This window comes from uncultured Ferrovibrio sp. (assembly GCF_937960835.1).
Classification (GTDB): domain Bacteria; phylum Pseudomonadota; class Alphaproteobacteria; order Ferrovibrionales; family Ferrovibrionaceae; genus Ferrovibrio.
Genome location: NZ_CALGPC010000010.1, coordinates 94,244 through 112,937, shown reverse-complemented (window position 1 = coordinate 112,937; position 18,694 = coordinate 94,244). Strand labels below are relative to the sequence as shown.

At 62.5% G+C, this 18,694-nt stretch carries 18 protein-coding genes and 1 tRNA gene; 7 read left to right on the top strand and 12 right to left on the bottom strand.

Annotation, left to right across the window (positions count from 1 at the left end; translation table 11 throughout):
• Window positions 1-22 precede the first annotated feature (22 nt).
• Window positions 23-823: a hypothetical protein gene (locus Q0603_RS10600; protein ID WP_298725395.1), complete on the top strand. Its 801-nt coding sequence runs from the start codon at window positions 23-25 to the stop codon at window positions 821-823.
• Window positions 824-868: 45 nt separating this feature from the next.
• On the opposite strand, the gene Q0603_RS10595 is transcribed toward Q0603_RS10600, so the two are convergent.
• From Q0603_RS10595 to Q0603_RS10555, 9 genes are all read right to left on the bottom strand, one after another.
• Entirely contained in the window at window positions 869-1,240 is a 372-nt protein-coding gene (locus tag Q0603_RS10595; RefSeq protein ID WP_298725394.1) for a hypothetical protein, read from the bottom strand.
• A gap of 134 nt (window positions 1,241-1,374) precedes the next feature.
• On the bottom strand, window positions 1,375-2,625 hold the full coding sequence (locus tag Q0603_RS10590; protein WP_298725393.1) for an EAL domain-containing protein: 1,251 nt from the start codon (window positions 2,623-2,625) through the stop codon (window positions 1,375-1,377).
• Window positions 2,626-2,801: 176 nt separating this feature from the next.
• Entirely contained in the window at window positions 2,802-4,421 is a 1,620-nt protein-coding gene (locus tag Q0603_RS10585; protein ID WP_298725391.1) for a molybdopterin-binding/glycosyltransferase family 2 protein, read from the bottom strand.
• Between the two features lie 24 nt (window positions 4,422-4,445).
• On the bottom strand, window positions 4,446-5,168 hold the full coding sequence (locus tag Q0603_RS10580) for an XdhC family protein (protein WP_298725387.1): 723 nt from the start codon (window positions 5,166-5,168) through the stop codon (window positions 4,446-4,448).
• A complete protein-coding gene (locus tag Q0603_RS10575) occupies window positions 5,165-5,494 on the bottom strand; it encodes an XdhC family protein (RefSeq protein WP_298725385.1) in 330 nt (109 codons plus the stop codon). Before Q0603_RS10575 ends, Q0603_RS10580 begins: the two co-directional genes overlap by 4 nt.
• Entirely contained in the window at window positions 5,491-6,723 is a 1,233-nt protein-coding gene (locus Q0603_RS10570) for a VWA domain-containing protein (protein WP_298725383.1), read from the bottom strand. The genes Q0603_RS10575 and Q0603_RS10570 overlap by 4 nt, the downstream gene beginning before the upstream one ends.
• Before the next feature lie 4 nt (window positions 6,724-6,727).
• Entirely contained in the window at window positions 6,728-7,651 is a 924-nt protein-coding gene (locus tag Q0603_RS10565; RefSeq protein ID WP_298725381.1) for a MoxR family ATPase, read from the bottom strand.
• Window positions 7,652-7,779: 128 nt separating this feature from the next.
• On the bottom strand, window positions 7,780-8,157 hold the full coding sequence (locus Q0603_RS10560) for a hypothetical protein (protein ID WP_298725379.1): 378 nt from the start codon (window positions 8,155-8,157) through the stop codon (window positions 7,780-7,782).
• Window positions 8,158-8,342: 185 nt separating this feature from the next.
• Window positions 8,343-8,416, bottom strand: a tRNA-Cys gene (locus Q0603_RS10555).
• A 182-nt stretch (window positions 8,417-8,598) separates the two neighbouring features.
• Between Q0603_RS10555 and Q0603_RS10550 the strand changes: the two genes are divergently transcribed.
• The 6 genes from Q0603_RS10550 to Q0603_RS10525 all read left to right on the top strand — a co-directional run bounded on the left by Q0603_RS10550 (window position 8,599) and on the right by Q0603_RS10525 (window position 15,209).
• Window positions 8,599-9,270, top strand: coding sequence for a protein-L-isoaspartate O-methyltransferase (locus Q0603_RS10550; protein ID WP_298725377.1), 672 nt, complete (start codon window positions 8,599-8,601; stop codon window positions 9,268-9,270).
• A gap of 16 nt (window positions 9,271-9,286) precedes the next feature.
• Window positions 9,287-9,619, top strand: a complete 333-nt coding sequence (locus tag Q0603_RS10545; RefSeq protein ID WP_298725375.1) for a rhodanese-like domain-containing protein — start codon at window positions 9,287-9,289, stop codon at window positions 9,617-9,619.
• A gap of 86 nt (window positions 9,620-9,705) precedes the next feature.
• Window positions 9,706-11,082 carry a TolC family outer membrane protein gene (locus tag Q0603_RS10540; RefSeq protein WP_298725373.1) on the top strand — a complete coding sequence of 459 codons (1,377 nt, stop codon included), beginning with the start codon at window positions 9,706-9,708 and terminating at the stop codon, window positions 11,080-11,082.
• Between the two features lie 247 nt (window positions 11,083-11,329).
• On the top strand, window positions 11,330-11,956 hold the full coding sequence (locus Q0603_RS10535; RefSeq protein ID WP_298725371.1) for a DUF2497 domain-containing protein: 627 nt from the start codon (window positions 11,330-11,332) through the stop codon (window positions 11,954-11,956).
• 182 nt (window positions 11,957-12,138) lie between these two features.
• Window positions 12,139-14,778 (top strand): valine--tRNA ligase, encoded by a 2,640-nt coding sequence (locus Q0603_RS10530; protein WP_298725369.1) that lies wholly within the window; start codon window positions 12,139-12,141, stop codon window positions 14,776-14,778.
• Window positions 14,775-15,209, top strand: a complete 435-nt coding sequence (locus Q0603_RS10525) for a cytidine deaminase (protein WP_298725367.1) — start codon at window positions 14,775-14,777, stop codon at window positions 15,207-15,209. The genes Q0603_RS10530 and Q0603_RS10525 overlap by 4 nt, the downstream gene beginning before the upstream one ends.
• A gap of 18 nt (window positions 15,210-15,227) precedes the next feature.
• On the opposite strand, the gene Q0603_RS10520 is transcribed toward Q0603_RS10525, so the two are convergent.
• From Q0603_RS10520 to Q0603_RS10510, 3 genes are all read right to left on the bottom strand, one after another.
• On the bottom strand, window positions 15,228-16,121 hold the full coding sequence (locus Q0603_RS10520; protein WP_298725365.1) for a carbohydrate ABC transporter permease: 894 nt from the start codon (window positions 16,119-16,121) through the stop codon (window positions 15,228-15,230).
• 11 nt (window positions 16,122-16,132) lie between these two features.
• Window positions 16,133-17,035 (bottom strand): sugar ABC transporter permease, encoded by a 903-nt coding sequence (locus Q0603_RS10515; protein WP_298725363.1) that lies wholly within the window; start codon window positions 17,033-17,035, stop codon window positions 16,133-16,135.
• Between the two features lie 78 nt (window positions 17,036-17,113).
• A complete protein-coding gene (locus Q0603_RS10510) occupies window positions 17,114-18,436 on the bottom strand; it encodes an extracellular solute-binding protein (RefSeq protein WP_298725361.1) in 1,323 nt (440 codons plus the stop codon).
• Window positions 18,437-18,694: the final 258 nt, after the last annotated feature.

Below are 18,694 nucleotides of genomic sequence, written 5' to 3'. Positions count from 1 at the left end.
ACTGAGTCGGCCGAAACGTATTATGGATCGCTTGGAACGTATTGTGTTGAACCGGGGGCCGGATTACCTCCGGCAGATGGCGAACAAGCTGCTGGATGCCCTGATGCAGGGCGTCAGCATGCATGTCCAGGGGGCCAAGACCGTCGAGCTGGACGTGCTGCAGCGGATGATCGAGGCGATGAAGACATCGCCTGACTACGATCATTACTACCGCGCTTCTTATGAAGTCCTGCTGCGTGTCATCGAGGAAGACCAGCGCCGCGGCGCCCGTGTGAATGCCTTCGGGCGTCTGCTGGTCCATCCGCTGGACAAGCTGTTCGCCGACGAAAAACTCGATCGCCGGCTGATCGGCAACTACTTCTTCTTCGTCCGCTCGCTGTTCGGCGACGATGTCGATGTGATGGCGGAAGAGGCGGCGGCTATCGCCGAAGACATCCGCCAGCGCGGTGCGGGCAATCTGGACTGGGACCAGTTCTATGAGGATCCCCGGGCCAAGCAGATTTTCTATAGGGTCATCGGCCGCGTGATCCGGGCCTTCCGCGTCTTCGAGACGCGCCGCGACTGGCTCATGAAAATCATGCAGCACGATCCGACCGCGGTCGGCATTTCCTCGACCGTCTATGTCGAACGGCCTTTCGAGGGGCAGGCGCTGCCATTCGGGGATCGGGAATTCTATCTGCTCTTCGACAGTCTGATCCGGCCGATTTCACGGCTGTCACCGGAGGATGCGAAGCTGTTCACGGCTGTAACCGGCGACGATCCTGCACGCATCGCCGGCAATTTCCTCGAAGAACTGGAGCAGTATCGACCGAAAGCGCTTTAAGCGGCTTTTTCCAACCCACGCTTTCGGCAATTCAACCGGTATTGCTTAGTTGGTGTTTGCAGGTTCGCGATGATCGAGCTTGGCAGCAAACTGCTCGAACAATTCGCTGACGCAGCGCGCCACTGTGCGCTGGTGATTGTCGTTGAGCTGATCCGCGGCGCGCATGCACATATCCGCGAACTTGCGCGCCAGCACCACGGCGTCGCGATTGCTCTCCTGACGGATCTCGTCGAACATCGTCAGGATGAAGTCGCGGGTCTGACTGCTTTCGTGATGCGCAACGGGCCGGTCGCCCATCAGGGAGTCGAGCATCGCATTGAAGGTCTGCGAAGTGTCAATGGCGATGCTGGCAAGGATCTTCTCGATCCTCTCGTTATCCTTCGCCGAGCCAACCTTCTTCCCCGTGGTCGCGGCCACGGGCTGCGCGCGAACCTCGGTGGGCTGGTTTTGGGCTTCGCTTGAAGATGTCTTGTGACTGGAACGGTTCCACATGAGGCAACTACCGATGCTGAGATGACGACTAAACGGATGAGCAGAACGAAGAGTTCCGCTCAATTCACCACTTCACGCGAGGCGCGGATCAGATTGTCGATATGCCAGCCCTGGAACAGGCGGATGCCTGCAGCCATGCCGGCTTTCAGCGCTTCCTCGGTTTCGCAGCGTGCCATGATGACACGGTTGGCATCGGTTTCGGTGATCTTGCTGGCCAGTTCCTTGTCGATCCACTCGTCGTGCCGGTCACGGAAATAGAACAGCTTGATGAAATCGGCCTTGAGTTCCTTGCGCCCGAAAAGCTGCAGCAGGTCGGGCGTGATGCCGTCGATCAGCAGGCGATAGCCTGAATTGTGCAGGAATTCGCAGGCGAGCTGGTATTCGCCGAAATCCCAGAACACATCGTAGCGCTGCAGCTCGATGATGATCTGTTCTTTCTTGATGATATTGCCGATCCGGCTGTCGAATTCGCGGAACGTGTCGCTCAGGATGGTGCTGACATTCACGTTGATGCTGAACGGACCGCTGTTGCGGGTCACGTAGCCGTCCAGCAGGGCGCGGAAAACACGGCCATCCAGCGTACGGGTCAGATGATGAAACAGCGAGCGTGCGCCGCGCAGGTTGACGTTCGGAGCAATGGCCTGGCGCAGCTCGTTCACGCCGACGAAGATTTCCTGGAAAATCGGCTTCGGCGGCTGGTTGCCGTAGCACAGCGTCACCGGCTGCCGCTTCATGAAGGTGGAAACGTCGGCCTTCTTGAGGATGTCGTCGATCTGCTGCAGGGCGCCGGGGGTCAGCGGCGTGCCTTCGCCCTGGCCGGCGGCGGTGCCCGCCTTGGCCAGCAGGCGCTTGCGGCGTTCAGAGAAAGTGCGGTAGCGCTGCTGGATTGAATCCACCAGTTCCTGCAGTTCCTCGAACTGGCTGTCGAAGCGGTACCAGCGAACGGCATTCTCAGCTTCTTCCGGGGTCAGGCCGATTGCGACGTTGTTGCGGGTCAGAATATCGTCGATTTCCAGCACCAGCTTTTCGAAGGTCTGGTCGAAAAAGCGCTCCGACAACCGGACGAACAGGACAATCGAATAATCGTGCAGCGTGTAAAAGGTGCCTTCGTACTTTGACATCAGCGACCGGATCGAGTGCACAACGATGTTGTAGCTCTCGCGGTTGCGCTCGAAGGTCTTTGGATTGACGAACTGGATGACAGCGGCCAGACGCCCACCGAAAATCTTGCCGCGAACCAAGCGGTCAAAGTCGGTGAACATCTTTTCGTCGTCGAACGACGGCTGGTTCTGAATAATCGCTTCGCTCATCGAAACGGTCGCTTTCTCCGGTAACGGTCGTGGAGAGGGCGGCAACCTGCCGATTTAAGCGTAGTTTTTGCCCCCGCGGCCCCATCCACTATGACAAATTCCACGCATCGGCAAAAGCCAGATGAGTTAGTTATTCTCGGAATAGGGATAATATTCGATTAACCAAGATTCCATGGCTATCGCTTCGCCGCGCGGCGGTTGGCCAGCATGGCCTCGGTATCGTAGTCCTGCAGGATGCCAGGATCATCCACAGGCACCTCGCAGATCCAATCCGCATAGGGGCCGAACAGACTGCGCGCGCCGCTATCCCCCTCCAGACGGAGCAGGTCGGGCAGGAATTGGGCGCCCCACAACGTCGGGTTGCCGCGCTTGCCATTGTGGATGGGCAGGCAGATGGCCCGTCCTTCGACCGGATTGAAGGCGGTAATCAGCTTTTCCAGCACCGCCGTGCCGACATCGGGCATGTCGCCCAGGCAGACCACGACGCCATCCAGGCCTGCTGGCAGCGCCGCTAGTCCAACCCGCAGCGATGAGGCCAGGCCATCGGCATAAGAAGGGTTGTGGATAACTGTGAGGTCGTTGCTGCCGGCCGCGGCAACGACGGCATCGGCCTGGTGTCCGGTCACCAGCAGGATTGGCCGGGTCGAAGAGGCGCGCACGGCGTCCGTCACATGGCGGATTACCGGCTTGCCTTCCAGGTCTGCCAGCAGCTTATGGCCGTCGCCAAAGCGGCGCGACATGCCGGCGGCCAGGATTATGGCGGCGATCTTGGGACGTCGAGGGGCGGTGCCGGTATCGGACGAAGCGGCATCCGTCTGCGCGCGCGGCATAGGGCGGCTGGGGATTTCCTTCAGCAGGCCGCCGGCGCCCATCCGCATGATGTCGCGCCGCCGGACCGCTATGCCGGCGCAAAGCCGCTGCAGCACCCAGTCGAAGCCATTGAGCTTGGGTGAGCGGGCGCAGCCCGGCACGCCGACCACCGGCACATCGCCATGGCGGCCCAGCATCAGCAGGTTGCCGGGATCGACCGGCATGCCAAAATGCTCCACCATGCCGCCCGCTCTCACTAGGCCGGCCGGAACCATGTCGAGCCGGTCGACCGTGGCCGAGGCGCCGAAGATCAAAATCGGCTCGCAGCCTTGCGCCTTCAGCTCTGCAATGGCTTCCGCCACGGCCGCCTCATCATGGGCGACAATCCGCATCGCAGCGATGCGTCCGCCCATCAGCGCCAGACGCTGCGCCACGGCCTGTTCGGTCTTGACCAGTACGCTGGCCTTTGTTTCCGCCACGCGGGTCAGGATCAGGCCGGCGGCTTTCGGCTGGAAGGGCGCGACCTGCACCAGCGGACCTGCCGCTTGCAGCATCGCTTCGCTGCGCTCGATCACGTTTCGCGGGGCGGCGAAGGGAATGATCTTGACAGTCGCCAGCATCTGTCCGGGTTCGACCATGTCGTAATCCGGCACCGTGGCGATGGTCAGCGCTTCATCCTGTTCGTTGAGTTCGTCCAGCCGGCGCGTGTCGATGCGGGCGAGGCCCGCGCTTTCGGCATAGAGATTGGCGCGACCGGTAAAGGCGGCACCGACTCGGGCATGCGGTCCGGCTGCGGCTGCGGCAATGCGTCCGGCGGCTTCATCCTCCGCCATGTCGTCCGCCTCCAGGCGGGCGATATGAACCCGCTCGTACCCGGCGGCTTTCAGCGCAGCGATATCGTCGGCGCTGAGGACGCGGCCCTTCTTGAAGCGTTGGCTGCCCGCGCTGAGGCTATGGGCGAGAATGCCGCCGGCAGCGGCTTGCACCGGGACTGGACCAAAGAACATCGCTCAGGCCGCGGCAGTGACTGGGTTGCGTTCGGCCGGCTGACGCAGGGCGGCGGTCATCTGCGCCAGGATCGATATCGCGATCTCGGCCGGCGATTTCGCGCCGATGCTCAGGCCGACCGGACCGTGAATACGCGCCAGTTCATGCTCAGGAATGCCCGCGGCGAGCAGCCGCTCCAGCCGCGAGGCATGGGTTTTCTTGCTGCCGAGCGCGCCGATATAGAACACATCCGATTTCAACGCGGCGATCAGCGCCGGATCGTCGATCTTCGGATCATGCGTCAGCGTCACCACTGCCGTGCGCAGATCGGGCTTGATCTCCGCCATGGCCTCATCTGGCCAGTCGTTCGACAGCCTCACGCCGGGGAAGCGTTCGGCCGAGCCGAAGGCGCTGCGTGGATCGATGACGATGACTTCATAACCGGCCAACTGCGCCATCGGCACGAGCGCCTGGGCGATATGCACCGCACCCACCAGAACGAGGCGCAGCGGCGGATTGAACACATTGAGGAAGAGAGGGCCTTGCTCGGTCTCGATGGTACGCGGCTTGTCTTCCAGAAGGGCGGCGCGGGCGGCTTCGCCGATGCGCGGATCGATGTCCTTCAGGCCTTTCTTGCCATAGAGATACAGCAGGCGCTGCTCACCCGTGTTCAGGAAGGTCGCCAGCACCACCGGGCGCTTTTGGGCGCGGTCCTGCTGCAATTGGTCGAGGATTTCCTTTTTCATCCGTCCAGCCGCTCGACATAGACTTGAATCTTGCCGCCGCAGGCGAGCCCGACTTCCCAGGCCTGCGCATCCGACACGCCGAAATCCAGCAGGCGCGGCTTGCCGTCGGCGATGGCGTCCAGCGCCTCCGTGACCACGGCGCCTTCAATGCAGCCGCCGGAAACCGAACCCAAAAATTTGCCTTCATTGTCGACCACGAGCTGGCTGCCCACGGGGCGCGGGGCCGAGCCCCAGGTGGTCACGACCGTGGCCAGCGCAACGCCCTTGCCGGCGGCTTTCCAGGCCTGCGCTGTGGCCAGGATGTCGTCAGTCTGCTGTCTGTTCATGCCGCCATCCTCCTCATGTTCTCCCGCCACCGATTGCCGGCATCGCTGTCATGGCTCAGCGCCGCGGCAAGATCGGCGATAGAGTTAAGATTGTGAACCGGCCGGAAATCGTCAACATGGGGCAGGATGGCGCGGATACCGGCCGCTTTCGGCTCGAAGCCCTCCCAGCGCAGCAGCGGATTGAGCCAGATCAGGCGGCGGGAGGATTTGTGCAGCCGCTCCATTTCGCGCCCGAGGCCTTCGCCGCCCTCGCGGTCCAGGCCATCGGTCACCAGCAGCACCACGGCGCCCTGCGCCAGTACCCGCCGCGACCACAGCCGGTTGAACTCTGCCAAGGTGGCGCCGATGCGCGTGCCACCCGACCAATCCGGCACATGCTCACTGACCGATGCCAGCGCCTTGTCGACGTCGCGCTGCCGCAAAAGGCGTGTGACATTGGTCAGCCGCGTGCCGAACAGGAAGGAATGCACGCGCGCGCGGTCGTTGGTCAGCGCATGCATGAAATGCAGGAACATACGGCTGTACTGGCTCATCGAGCCGGAGATGTCGCACAGCACGACCAAGGGCGGCGGACGTTCGCCCGGGCTTTTGCGCTTCAGCGGAATGATTGCGCCGCCGGTGCGCAGCGAGGCTTGCAGGCTGGCGCGCAGATCGACGCGGTGTCCGCGGACATCGGGTTTCATGCGGCGAGTCCGGTTCGGGCGGAAGGGCCAATCCATGCGGGCGAGCGCTGCCTTGGCCAGATCGAGTTCTTCCGCCGTCATCTCGGCGAAGTCCTTCTTCTGCAGCAGTTCGTCGGCAGAGAAGGTCAAGGTGGCGTCGATTTCGACTTCCTTCTGCTCGCCGCTCGGCTGGCTGTCTCCGCGATTGGGCAGCAGGGCCTGGCGAAGACGCTGCGAAACGCTGTTCTTCTGCGGCTCGGCGGTGCTCTCTGCCTCGGGCAGCAGCAGGCTCATCATGCGTTCCATGATCTTTGGATCGCGCCAGAAGATATGGAAAGCCTGATCGAAGAGCTCGCGCTGATCGCGCCGGTTCACCAGGACCGCAAACAGGGTCCAGTAGAGATCGTCGCGGCGGCGGATGCCGGCGGCTTCCACCGCACGCACGGCATCGAGCGCCTTGCCAGGTCCCAGCCGCAGCCCGGCGGCGCGCAGCAGACGCACGAAATGCACGATATTGGCGGCAAAAGCGCCGTGTTCACCTGCTGGCAGATCGGGCCGCAGGTTCATCGCCTCAGACTCCCAGCGCCGCCATGTCCTGCTGCACTTTCCGCAGGATCGCCGCTGCCTCGGAGCCTTTTATCTTCGCGATGTCATCCTGATACTTCAGCAGCACGCCGAGCGTGTTGTCGATCGTTTCCGGATCGAGCGCGACCTTGTCGAGGAAGACCAGCGCGCGGGTCCAGTCGATTGTCTCCGCCACGCCGGGCAGCTTGAACAGCTCGGTCTGGCGCAGATACTGGATGAAGGCGACAATCTCGCGGCTCAGGCGCTCCGGCGCGCCGGACACCTTGCGGTTCAGGATCGCCAGCTCGCGCTCGGCGCTCGGATAATCCACCCAGTAATAAAGGCAGCGCCGCTTCAGCGCGTCATGGATCTCACGCGTGCGGTTGGAGGTGATAATGACGATCGGCGGTTCGGCTGCCTTGATCGGGCCGATCTCGGGGATGGTGATCTGATAATCCGACAGGACTTCCAGCAGATAGGCCTCGAACGGCTCGTCCGTGCGGTCGAGTTCGTCGATCAGCAGAACCGGCGGCCCCAGCGGATCGGGTTTCAGCGCCTGCAGCAGCGGCCGCTCGATCAGGAAGTCCGGGCTGAACAGATCGCGGCTCAGGCTGCCCTTGTCGCCTTCGCCGGTCGCTTCGGCCAGGCGGATTTCCAGCATCTGGCGCGGATAGTTCCATTCATAGACCGCCGAGGCCAGATCGAGGCCCTCATAGCATTGCAGCCGCAGCAGATTGCGGTTCAGCGTCGCCGCCAGCACCTTGGCGATTTCGGTCTTGCCGACACCGGCTTCGCCTTCCAGGAACAGTGGCCGGCCCATCTTCAGGGCGAGGTACAGCGCCGTGGCCAGCGGGCGGTCGGCCACGTAATCGCCCTGGTTCAGCAGGGCTTCGACGGCATCGATGGAGGCGGGCAGGGACGACATGGGCATACGATCTAGGGCTATGGACCTATAAATCATGCCCGGTCCGGGGCCGCGTCACAAGGCGGCCCGCCGCCTGCATTGCGATGCCGAACGCTTAATAAGGCGAATAGCCGCAGAGATTGGTGGTTGAACGCTCAGCGCGGCAGCAGGGTATAGCCGCGTTCGATGATCCGCTTGGTCGCCTCGAAAGCCTGCACCAGTTCGTCATTGGCCTCGCGCGCGGCGCGCAGGCGGGCAATCTCCTCGGGCGAGGGATGGGGGATCGCGGCGAGTTCCAGCGCCGTCTTGATGTAGCGGGCACGGGCTTCGGCAACGCGGACGCTGAAGGCCATGAAGGATTCCCGGGTCAGTTCTGGCACCGCCTTCCGGATCACCTCGCGGTTGGCGTTGAAGATCGACATCTCGACTTCTTCGAGAAACTTCTGCAGCTTGCGCGCCGATTCCCGGTCCAGCATGTCCTTGCTGACCAGGTGATCGATTTTCTCGGTCTTGCCGTAGCCGATGATCTTCATCGCCCCTCCTTGGCAGAAAGAAGGCTACGCGATCCGGCTTAACGAAAGGTTAGGCATAACAGACTGTCTGCAGCCATAACGGCTTGGCGGTGGAAGGGCTTACCAAGCGGATTGAAGGTATTGGGGCAGGTCGTTCATAGGCTTTGCAGACCGGTTTAGGCAGCCCAGACGAGGACGGAAGGAATTGGAGGTCCGGGCCGGAATTGAACCGGCGTACGCGGATTTGCAGTCCGCTGCGTCACCACTCCGCCACCGGACCTCGCGAGCGCGCCTCTTACTAAGGGTTACCGGCCTGCGGGGTCAAGGGTTTGTAACGGCGAATGCTCCGGCCCCGGCATGTCACAGATCACGGCTAAACCATCATAGAACCGTTGTTTTCGCCGCATTGCAGCATTATAAACGGCGCCAATCTTCTGTTACAGCCAGCGCGGAATCCGACCCATGGCCCAAGCCGATCGCCAATATGCCCAAGCCCGTCGCCAGATGGTGCTGAGCCAGCTTCGTCCCAACAAGGTGATTGACGAGCAGGTGATCAATGCCATGGAGGCCTTGCCGCGTGAGCAGTTTGTGCCGCAGCCCTATCGCGGCGTGGCGTATATGGATGAAGACGTCGCCGTGGCGCCCGGCCGCTTCCTGATGGAGCCGATGGTGCTGGCCCGCCTGCTGCAGGAAGCCGAGCTGCAGCCGCAGGACATCGCGCTCGTGATTGGCTGCGCTACCGGCTACGACGTCGCGGTGCTCGCCAAGATCGTGAATACGGCCATTGGTCTCGAATTTGATACCGCCCTGGCGCAGCAGGCCAGCCAGACCCTGCAGTCCCTTGGCCTCGATAATGTCGCGGTGGTCGAAGGCGCGCTGAAGGAAGGTCTGGCCAAGCAGGGGCCGTTCAATGTCATTCTGCTGGCTGGCGCGATTCCGGAAATCTCCGAGACCCTGCTGAACCAGCTCGCCGATGGCGGCCGCCTGATCGGCGTGGTGCGTCCGCCGGAAGCACCGATCGGCCAGGCCGTGATCGTCAAGCGCGCAGGAAACCTGTTCCCGCAGCGTGTGCTGTTCGACGCCGGGACGCGGCCCTTGCCGGGCTTTGAGCGTCCCGCCGGTTTCGTGTTCTGAGCGGTTGCTGCGCCATATGTCCAGCGCCGCACCTCTTGAGATCGATGTGACCGAGCTCGATGCGTGGCGCAAGGCCGGCCGGGATGTGGCCGTGCTGGACGTGCGCGAGGATTGGGAAGTCGCGACCGTCGCCTTGGAAGGCGCGAAGCATATTCCGATGCGTCAGGTGCCCGAGCGGGTCGCAGAACTGCCGAAGGACAGGCCGCTGGTGGTGATGTGTCATCATGGCGGCCGCAGCCGTCAGGTCACCGGCTGGTTGCGTCAAAACGGTTTTCCGCAGGCGATCAACCTTGCGGGGGGTATTCATGCCTGGGCCGAGCAGATCGACCCGAGCATGGCGAAATACTGAGTACATAAAAAGAAGCGTATCGGGGAAGACGAGCAAGGCATGGCGCTGTCACTAGCGGGCAACGGAAAAAGAAACGGATACTCGTCATGAGCTTCAAAAAGGCCCTACTTGCTTCGGCGATGGCTGGCATCTGCGCGCTCGCCGTGCAGCCGGCTGTGGCCCAGTCCCTCAGCGACGTGCTGAGCGCGGCCTACAACAACAACCCGACGCTGCTCGCAGCGCGCGCTTCCTTGCGCGCCACCGATGAAGGCGTGCCGCAGGCATTGTCGAACTGGCGCCCCACCATCAGCGTCACCGGCGAGACCGGCATCCTGCGCCAGGAGTTCGATCCGCAATCGGCCAGCTTCCAGAACGACACGATCAATCCGCGCTCACTGTCGCTGAACCTGGCGCAGCCGCTGTATCGCGGCGGCCGTACCGAGGCCGCGACCGAAGCCGCCGAAGCCTTGGTGCTCGCCGGCCGTCAGGATCTGGCCAGCACTGAGCGGCGCATCCTGCTCGATGCCGTCACGGCCTATATGGACGTGGTGCAGAACCAGGCCGTGCTCGATCTCAACCGCAACAACGAGGAGGTGCTGCGCCGGCAGTTGGAAGCCACGCGCGAGCGCTTTCGCGTCGGCGAGATCACCCGCACAGACGTTGCCCAGGCTGAATCGCGACTGAGCGGCGCCGTCGCTGGCCGTATTTCTGCCGAAGGCGCGCTGGTCTCGGCCCGCGCCGTTCTGGCCCGCGTAATCGGCGAGATGCCCGGCACGCTGACCCCGCCGCCGCCGCTGCCGGAACTGCCGCGCAGCGAGGAAGAGGCGGTGGCGATCGCTTATGAGGAAAACCCAGATCTGCTCGGCGCGCGCTTCCGTGAAGTCGCCGCCAAGCATGACGTGCGCGCGATTTCCGGCGCCTTGTTGCCCAGCCTGTCGCTGAACGGCTCGCTCAGCCGCGCCGACGAGACCTCGCGCGCCAATCTGGAAACCGATTCCGCGCGCGTCAGCCTGCAGCTCACCGTGCCGCTCTATGAGTCCGGCTCGGTCTACAGCCAGACGCGTCAGCGCAAGCAGATTCACAATCAGCGCCGCATCCAGGTGGAAGAGCAGCGCCGCGCGGTCCGCCAGTCGGTCGTGCAGGCCTGGGAAAACCTGACCACGGCGCGCTCGAATATCGAAGCCCGCCGCGCTCAGGTCGAGGCCGCCCGCATCGCGCTGGAAGGCGTGCAGCAGGAAGCTGAGGTTGGTTCGCGCACCACGCTGGACGTTCTGGATGCCGAGCAGGAATACCTTGACGCGCGCGTGGCCGAAGTCCGTGCCCGCCGCGACGAATATGTCGCCGGCTTCACCCTGCTGTCCGCCATAGGCCGTCTGGGGGCGCGCCAGCTTGCGCTGCCGGTCGAATATTACGATCCGATCGAGAATTACGACCGGGTCCGCAACAAGTGGTTTGGCACCGACGGCGGCCTGACCGCCGACTAGGGAATCGCCTCGAATCGGGGAAAACCTTGGAATTAAGGGAATTTGGGAAAATTCCCTTAACCCGGGTTAACAGTTCGGTTATCTTTGCCGCGCATATAGTGCTGCAATGATTCGGCCCGGCTGAATCGCAGTGGGGCCTGCATTGGCTTGCGACGTTTCAGGTGGCCAATGCAACGCGTCGTGATTGAAACAGTTTTTCTTGGGCAAGGGGATGAGCGACCCTAAAGCTGGTCAAAATGAACCGACGATGGAGGAAATCCTTGCCTCCATCCGGCGGATCATTTCCGAAGATGGTGCCGATCAGCAAGCCGCGCCGCCTGCTGAGGAACCGCCTCCGCCGCCCATGCCCGAACCGGAGCCGGAATTCGAGCCTGAGCCGATGGTGGCGGCGCCTGAGCCGGAACCCGAGCCCGCTTTCGAACCCGATCCGATGCCGGAACCGGCCTTCGAGCCGGAGCCGGAACCGGTCATGGCCGCTGCTCCGGAACCGGAGCTCGAGCTGGAACCAGCCTACGAGCCGCCGCCACCTCCGCCGCCGCCGCGCCGGGCTGCTCCGCGACCGCAGCCGCGCGAAGACATTCTGGAACTGACCGAGGTTGTCCGCGACGACCGCGAATTCGAAGGTCTGGTGTCGCAGCCGACCGCCAGCCGTGCCGCCGCCCATCTGGGCCAGCTTTCCAGCGCCGTGGCCGGATCGCGCGCCATGGGGATGGGCAACAGCCAGCGCACCCTTGAGGAGCTGGTGAAGGAGCTGCTGCGTCCGATGCTGAAGGAATGGCTGGACGCGCATCTGGCCACCATTGTTCAGCGCATCGTCGAGCGCGAAGTGGCCCGCCTGACCATCCAGGCGGAAGAAGAGCAGGACCACCTGTAAGAATTCGTCATGCCGCGGTCTTTACCGTGGCATCGGAGTGTTGTTCCCGCGGAAAAGGCACACATCGCTGCTCACGCCAAGCCTGAGTGCGGCAGCAGTATATTCCCTGAACCTCTGGACGTGCGGGGCCGGATCGTCTTTATTTTTCGCCCTTTCAAAGTCAGTCGCCCGAGTATTTGCTCATGTTGGACAAGACCTATCAGCCGCAGGATGTGGAGACCCGCCTTTACAAGGCCTGGGAGGAGGGCGGCTGCTTCCGGCACGGCATCAAGTCCGGCAAGCCCTATACGATCGCCCTGCCGCCGCCGAACGTCACCGGCAGCCTGCATATGGGCCATGCTCTCAATCACACGCTTCAGGATGTCCTGATCCGTTATCAGCGCATGCGCGGACGCGATGCGCTTTGGCAGCCGGGCACCGACCATGCCGGCATCGCCACCCAGATGGTGGTCGAACGCCAGCTCGCCGAGAAGCAGCAGAACCGCCACGACATGGGCCGCGAGAAATTCGTCGAGCGCGTCTGGCAGTGGAAGGCGGAATCCGGCGGCATGATCACTGGCCAGCAGCGCCGCCTGGGCGAAAGCTGCGACTGGCGCCGCGAGCGCTTCACCATGGACGAGGGCTTGTCCGCCGCCGTCCGCAAGGTTTTCGTCGAGCTTTACCGCGAAGGCCTGATCTACAAGGACAAACGGCTGGTCAACTGGGACCCGAAGCTGCTCACCGCGATCTCCGATCTCGAAGTCGAGCAGCATGAGATCAAAAGCCATCTCTGGTATTTCAAGTATCCCGTCGAAGGGATGCCTGACACCTACATCACGGTGGCGACCACGCGACCGGAAACGATGCTGGGCGATACCGGCGTCGCCGTGCATCCGGAAGACGACCGCTACAAGCATCTGATCGGCAGGTATGCCATCCTGCCGCTGGTCGGCCGCCGCATTCCCATCGTCGGCGACGAATATTCCGATCCCGAGAAAGGCTCGGGCGCGGTGAAGATCACGCCAGCGCATGACTTCAATGATTTCGAGGTGGGTAAGCGCCATAACCTCGAGATGATCAACATCTTCGACCGCCATGCGCATCTGAACGAAAACGTGCCCGAGAAGTATCGCGGCATGGAACGGTTCAAGGCGCGCAAGCAGATCGTCGCCGATATGGAAGAGCTGGGACTGGTCGAGAAGATCGAGCCCAACACCCATATGGTGCCGCATGGCGACCGTTCGCAGGTCGTCATCGAGCCCTGGCTGACCGAGCAATGGTACGTGAACGCCGCCGTGCTGGCGAAGCCGGCCATCGAGGCGGTAGAGAAGGGCGAAATCCAGTTCGTGCCGAAGAACTGGGAAAAGACCTATTTCGAGTGGATGCGCAACATCCAGCCCTGGTGCATCTCGCGCCAGCTCTGGTGGGGCCATCAAATTCCGGCCTGGTACGGTCCGGACGGCAAGGTCTTCGTCGCCTATGACGAAGCCGAGGCGCAGGCCGAAGCCGACAAGCATTACGGCAAGCGCGTCGAATTGACGCGCGATGAGGACGTGCTCGATACCTGGTTCTCATCGGCGCTGTGGCCGTTCTCGACGCTTGGCTGGCCGGAAGAAACCGATTTGCTGAAGTCGCATTACCCGACCGACGTGCTGGTCACCGGCTTTGACATCATCTTCTTCTGGGTCGCCCGGATGATCATGATGGGCCTGCACTTCACCAAGAAGGTGCCGTTCCACACGGTCTACATCCACGCCCTGGTCCGCGACGAGAAGGGCCAGAAGATGTCGAAGTCCAAGGGCAACGTCATGGACCCGCTCGACATCATCGGCAAATACGGTGCCGATGCGCTGCGCTTCACGCTGTCGATCTTCGCAGCCCAGGGCCGCGACGTGAAGATGTCGGAGCAGCGCGTCGAGGGTTACCGCAACTTCGCCACCAAGCTGTGGAACGCCGCGCGCTTCGCCGAGATGAATGGCTGCGCGCTCTCGGCTGATTTCGATCCGGCCAAGGTGCAGGGCACGGTGAACAAGTGGATTTTGGGCCGGCTGGCTCAGGCGGCGCGCGACGTTGAGGCCGCGCTGGAAGCCTATAAGTTCAACGAGGCTGCAGGTGCGCTCTATCACTTCACCTGGGGCACCTTCTGCGACTGGTATCTGGAACTGATCAAGCCGGCGTTGAACGGCGACGATGCCGCGTTGAAGACCGAAACCCAGGCCACCTGCGCCTATGCCCTGAAGCAGCTCATCCATCTGCTGCATCCCTTCATGCCCTTCGTCACCGAGGAGCTGTGGGACAAGCTGTTCGGCAAGCCCGGCGGCTTCCTGATGCTGCGCGACTGGCCCAATGACGGCGCCCGGCCGGAAGACCCTGCTGCCGCTGCCGAGATCGACTGGCTGATCCGCCTGATCGACGGCGTGCGCGCAGCCCGCAGCGCGCTGAACGTGCCGGCGGCCGCCAAGATTGCGATGATCGCCAACGGCGCCAATGCGGAAACGGCTGCGCGCCTGCAGCGCCACGCCGATCCGATCAAGCGCCTGGCCCGCATCGAGACGATTTCGGCCGATCAGGCTGCTCCGCAGGGCTCGGCCCGGATCGTCGTTGACGAGGCTACCTTCGTGCTGCCGCTGGCCGATGTCATCGACATCGCCAAGGAGCGCAGCCGCCTGACCAAGGAGCGCGAGAAGGCCGAAGCCGAGATTGCCAAGCTGGATGCCAAGCTGAACGACGCGACTTTCGTTGCCCGCGCGCCCGAACATGTGGTGGAGGAACAGCGCGAGCGCCGCGCGGCCCAGGCCGCCTTGGTCGCTAAGCTGGCCGACGCGCTGCAGCAGCTCGGATGAACGTCCAGCCCGTCAGGCCGGAAGACCAGGCTCTCATCGACGCAGCAACCGCGCTGATCAAGGCGCGCTACAAGGTCGGCCGCCATCACATCGCGGCCGCCTTACGCACGCGCTCAGGCCGCATCTTCACCGGCCTGCATCTGGATACCTATGTCGGACGGGCTTCCGTCTGCGCCGAGGCCGTGGCGGTCGGCCAGGCGATGGCTGCTGGCGCGGGCGAGGAGGATCCCATCGAGGCGATCGTCTCGCTGCGTCATCCGCGGCCGACAGAGAAGCACAGGGAAATCCAGATCGTCGCGCCCTGCGGCATCTGCCGCGAGATGCTGCGCGACTTTGCGCCCGAGGCACGGGTTTTGCTCGCCACCGAAGGCGGCCTGACCGCCTATAGTCCGGCCGACCTGCTGCCGCTGAAATACCAGCGGGTGGAATAGACTTATTCCTTCACAGGCCTATTCCTTCACCGCGCCGGTCAGGCTCGACACGTAATAGTCGACGAAGAAGGAATACAGGATCGCCACCGGCAACGACCCGAACAGTGCGCCCGCCATCAGCGATCCCCAGTGATAGACATCGCCTTCCACCAGTTCGGTCAGCACGCCGACCGGCACGGTCTTGTTCTCCGACGAGGAGATGAAGGCCAGTGCGTAGATGAACTCGTTCCAGCTCAGCGTGAAGGCGAAGATGCCGGCTGAGATCAGTCCCGGCAGGCTGAGCGGGAGGATGATCTTGGTCAGAATCTGGAAGCGCGAGGCGCCGTCGATCAGCGCGCATTCCTCCAGTTCGAACGGCAGAGTCTTGAAATAGCCGATCAGCAGCCAGGTCGAGAAGGGGATCAGGAAGGTGGGGTAGGTGAGGATGAGCGCCCACATGCTGTCATACAGGCCCATCTCGAAGATCATCGTCGCCAGCGGAATGAACAGGATGCTGGGCGGCACCAGATAGGCCAGGAAGATGAGCAGGCCGACCGTTTCCGAACCTTTGAAGCGCAGCCGCGCAATCGCATAGGCCGCCAGCACCGAGCAGAACAGCGACAGGAAGGTGGCGGCCACTGCGACGACCATGGTGGTCAGCAGCCAGCGCGGATACTGCGTGTCGAACAGAAGCTTCTTGATATTGGCCAGCGTCGGCTCGACCACCCAGAGCGGATTGAAATCGGAGTAGTTCAGCAGTTCGCTGTTCGGTTTGAAGGTCGTCAGCGCCATCCAGTAGAACGGGAACAACAGGACAAACAGGAAGATCAGCAGCGGAATCCAGAGCGTGACCAGTCGGTGAGGAATGGTCTCCAGATATTGCATGCCCTCGCGGTTGTCGACGCGGGTGGAGATATTGGCGTCTGCAGTCATGACCGGCGCTCCTATTGCCACTTCTGCCGCTGCAGTCCGAGATAGGTCACGGCCGTCGAGAGGATGAGGAACGGCACCATCGCGATGGCAATCGCCGCGCCCTCGCCGAGCATGCCGCCATTGATGCCGCGCTGGAAGGCAAGCGTTGCCATCAGATGGGTGGCGTTGTTTGGTCCGCCGCGCGTGATCGCGTAGATGAGCTGGAAGTCGGTGAAGGTGAACAGGATCGAAAACGTCAGCACGATGCTGAGCACCGGCATCAGGTTCGGCACCGTCACGTAATAGAACCGCTGCCAGGCATTGGCGCCGTCGAGTGAGGCGGCCTCATAAAGGCTTGGCGAGATCGTCTGCAACCCGGCCAACAGGCAGATCGCCACGAAGGGGATGCCGCGCCAGATATTGGCGGCGATCACGGAGGCGCGGGCGTTGTTCTCGTTGCCGAGGAAGTCAATATAGACGTCGATCAGCCCGAGCTTGCTCAGCATCCAGGAGATGATCGAGAACTGGGAATCGTAAATCCACCAGAAGGCAATCGCCGACAGCACCGTCGGTACGATATAGGGCAGCAGGATCACCGCGCGGATGATCGCCTGCATCGGCAGGTGCCGGTTCAGCAGCAGGGCCAGCCACAGACCGAGCGCAAATTTGATGACGGTGGCGACCGCCGTGTAGAGGATGGTGTTGAACACCGATTTCAGGAAGATCGAGTCATCCAGCAGGGAGATGTAATTCTCCCAGCCGATGAAATGTCCGGCGCGGCCAATGCGTGTATCGGTAAAGCCGAGCCAGATGCCAAGTCCCAGCGGATAGGTAAGAAAGACCAGCAGCAGCAATCCTGCTGGCGCCATGAAAAGGACGGAGAGGAGTGTGGTATTATTGCGCAGGCGATCCCAGGTCGAGACGCGGCTTGTCATCAGAGCTTGCTCATTCAGCAGATCGGGGAAGAAGAGGGCGATACAGCGTATCGCCCTCCGGTTCGGCTGGATGCGCGATCAGGATTTGTAGATGCGCAGCAGGCGCTTCTCTGCTTCCTCCGCAGCCTCCTTCGGCGTTTTCGAGCCGGAGGCGGCCTGCGCCACCATGTTGTTGACGATGTAGTCGTTCAGCGCGGCGGCCGAAGCGGGGCCGAGCGTGCCGGAATAGCCGTGCCACAGCATGTTCTTCACCGTGTCGCGGTAAGGCAGGCTCTTCGGATCGGAACTCCAGACTTTGTTATTCTCGTAGTCCTTCAGCGGATGCGTGATATAGCCGATCGAGGCCTCCTGCCACGGCTCATACTGCTCTTTCTCCCACATGAATTGCAGATAGGCTTTCGCCGCATTGGGATACTTGCTGTACTTGAAGACATAAGCTTGGCTGAACAGATGCAGCTCGGTCGGCCGGCCCACCGGCCCGATCGGGAAGTTGGCGTGGTAGATGTCGTCCGCCATCGCCTTGATCTTCGGGTCCTGCGAGTTCTTCGCCGCGTAGTAGACCGAGATGCCGTTATTGGTCAGGCTGATCTGGCCGTCGAGGAAGGCCTTGTTGTTGTTCGGATCGAGCCAGCCCAGCGTTCCCGGCGCGAAGGTCGGATACAGCTCCTTGGCATATTCCAGCGCCTTGATCGTCTCGGGACTGTTGATGACGACCTTGTTGTTGTCGTCCACGATCTTGCCGCCGAAGGCCCAGATCAGCCAGTAGGTCCACGAGCCGTCGCCCACCGCATTGCCGAGCGCGAAGCCCGCCGGCGTGCCTTTGGCATGCAGCGCCTTGCAGAGCTGCAGGAAGCCGTCCATGTCCTTCGGGAATTCCTTGAAGCCGGCGGCTTCGACATGGCTCTTGCGGTAGACCATGCAGGCGCCCGCCGCGCCGAGCGGCAGCGCGATCCACTGATTGCCCTGCTTGGCGTAGCGCTCGCAGACCGGGAACCAGCCGCCATACTTGTTGCCGATATAGGTGGCGATGTCAGTCAGGTCGACCAGCTTGTCGGCGAAGAGATGGGGCACGTCGAAGAAGTCGAGGATGATGTCCGGGCCGGAGCCGACATTGGCCGCCACCGAGGCTTTCGGCGCGATGTCGGGCCAGGCTTCGCGGTCGATCCTGACCTCCACGCCGGTCTTTTCGGTGAACTTCTTGGTATTTGCCGTCCATGTGTCGATATCGCCCTGGACGAACTGGCTCCAGCGCAGCAGGCGCAAGGTGGCGCCTTTTTCGATCGGCAGGTTGGGGGCCTGCTGGGCCATCGCCTGGCGGGGCAGGAGCAGGCCGCCGCCCGCGCCAACCGCCGCCGCACCGATGGTGGTCTTGATCACATCACGCCTGGTGAAATCTGACATGCGTATACGCCCTCCCGTGGTTGTCTATCGTTCTTCGCCGGATCGTTCCGGCAGTCTTGAACTCAACAGCACCAACAACTCGGACCGTCGGCACTGAGCCGGTTCGATCTTTCTGGGGAATTGCCCCCGGAGGACCGGCGGGCAGACAGCGTTTCCTCGTTCAAGTCCTGGGCCGGGATGGCCCCAAGCTTGATATCTTATATATTTGTACTGAAACCCTAAGCAGACCGGAGCCCATACGCAAGCCCCATCTGCCGT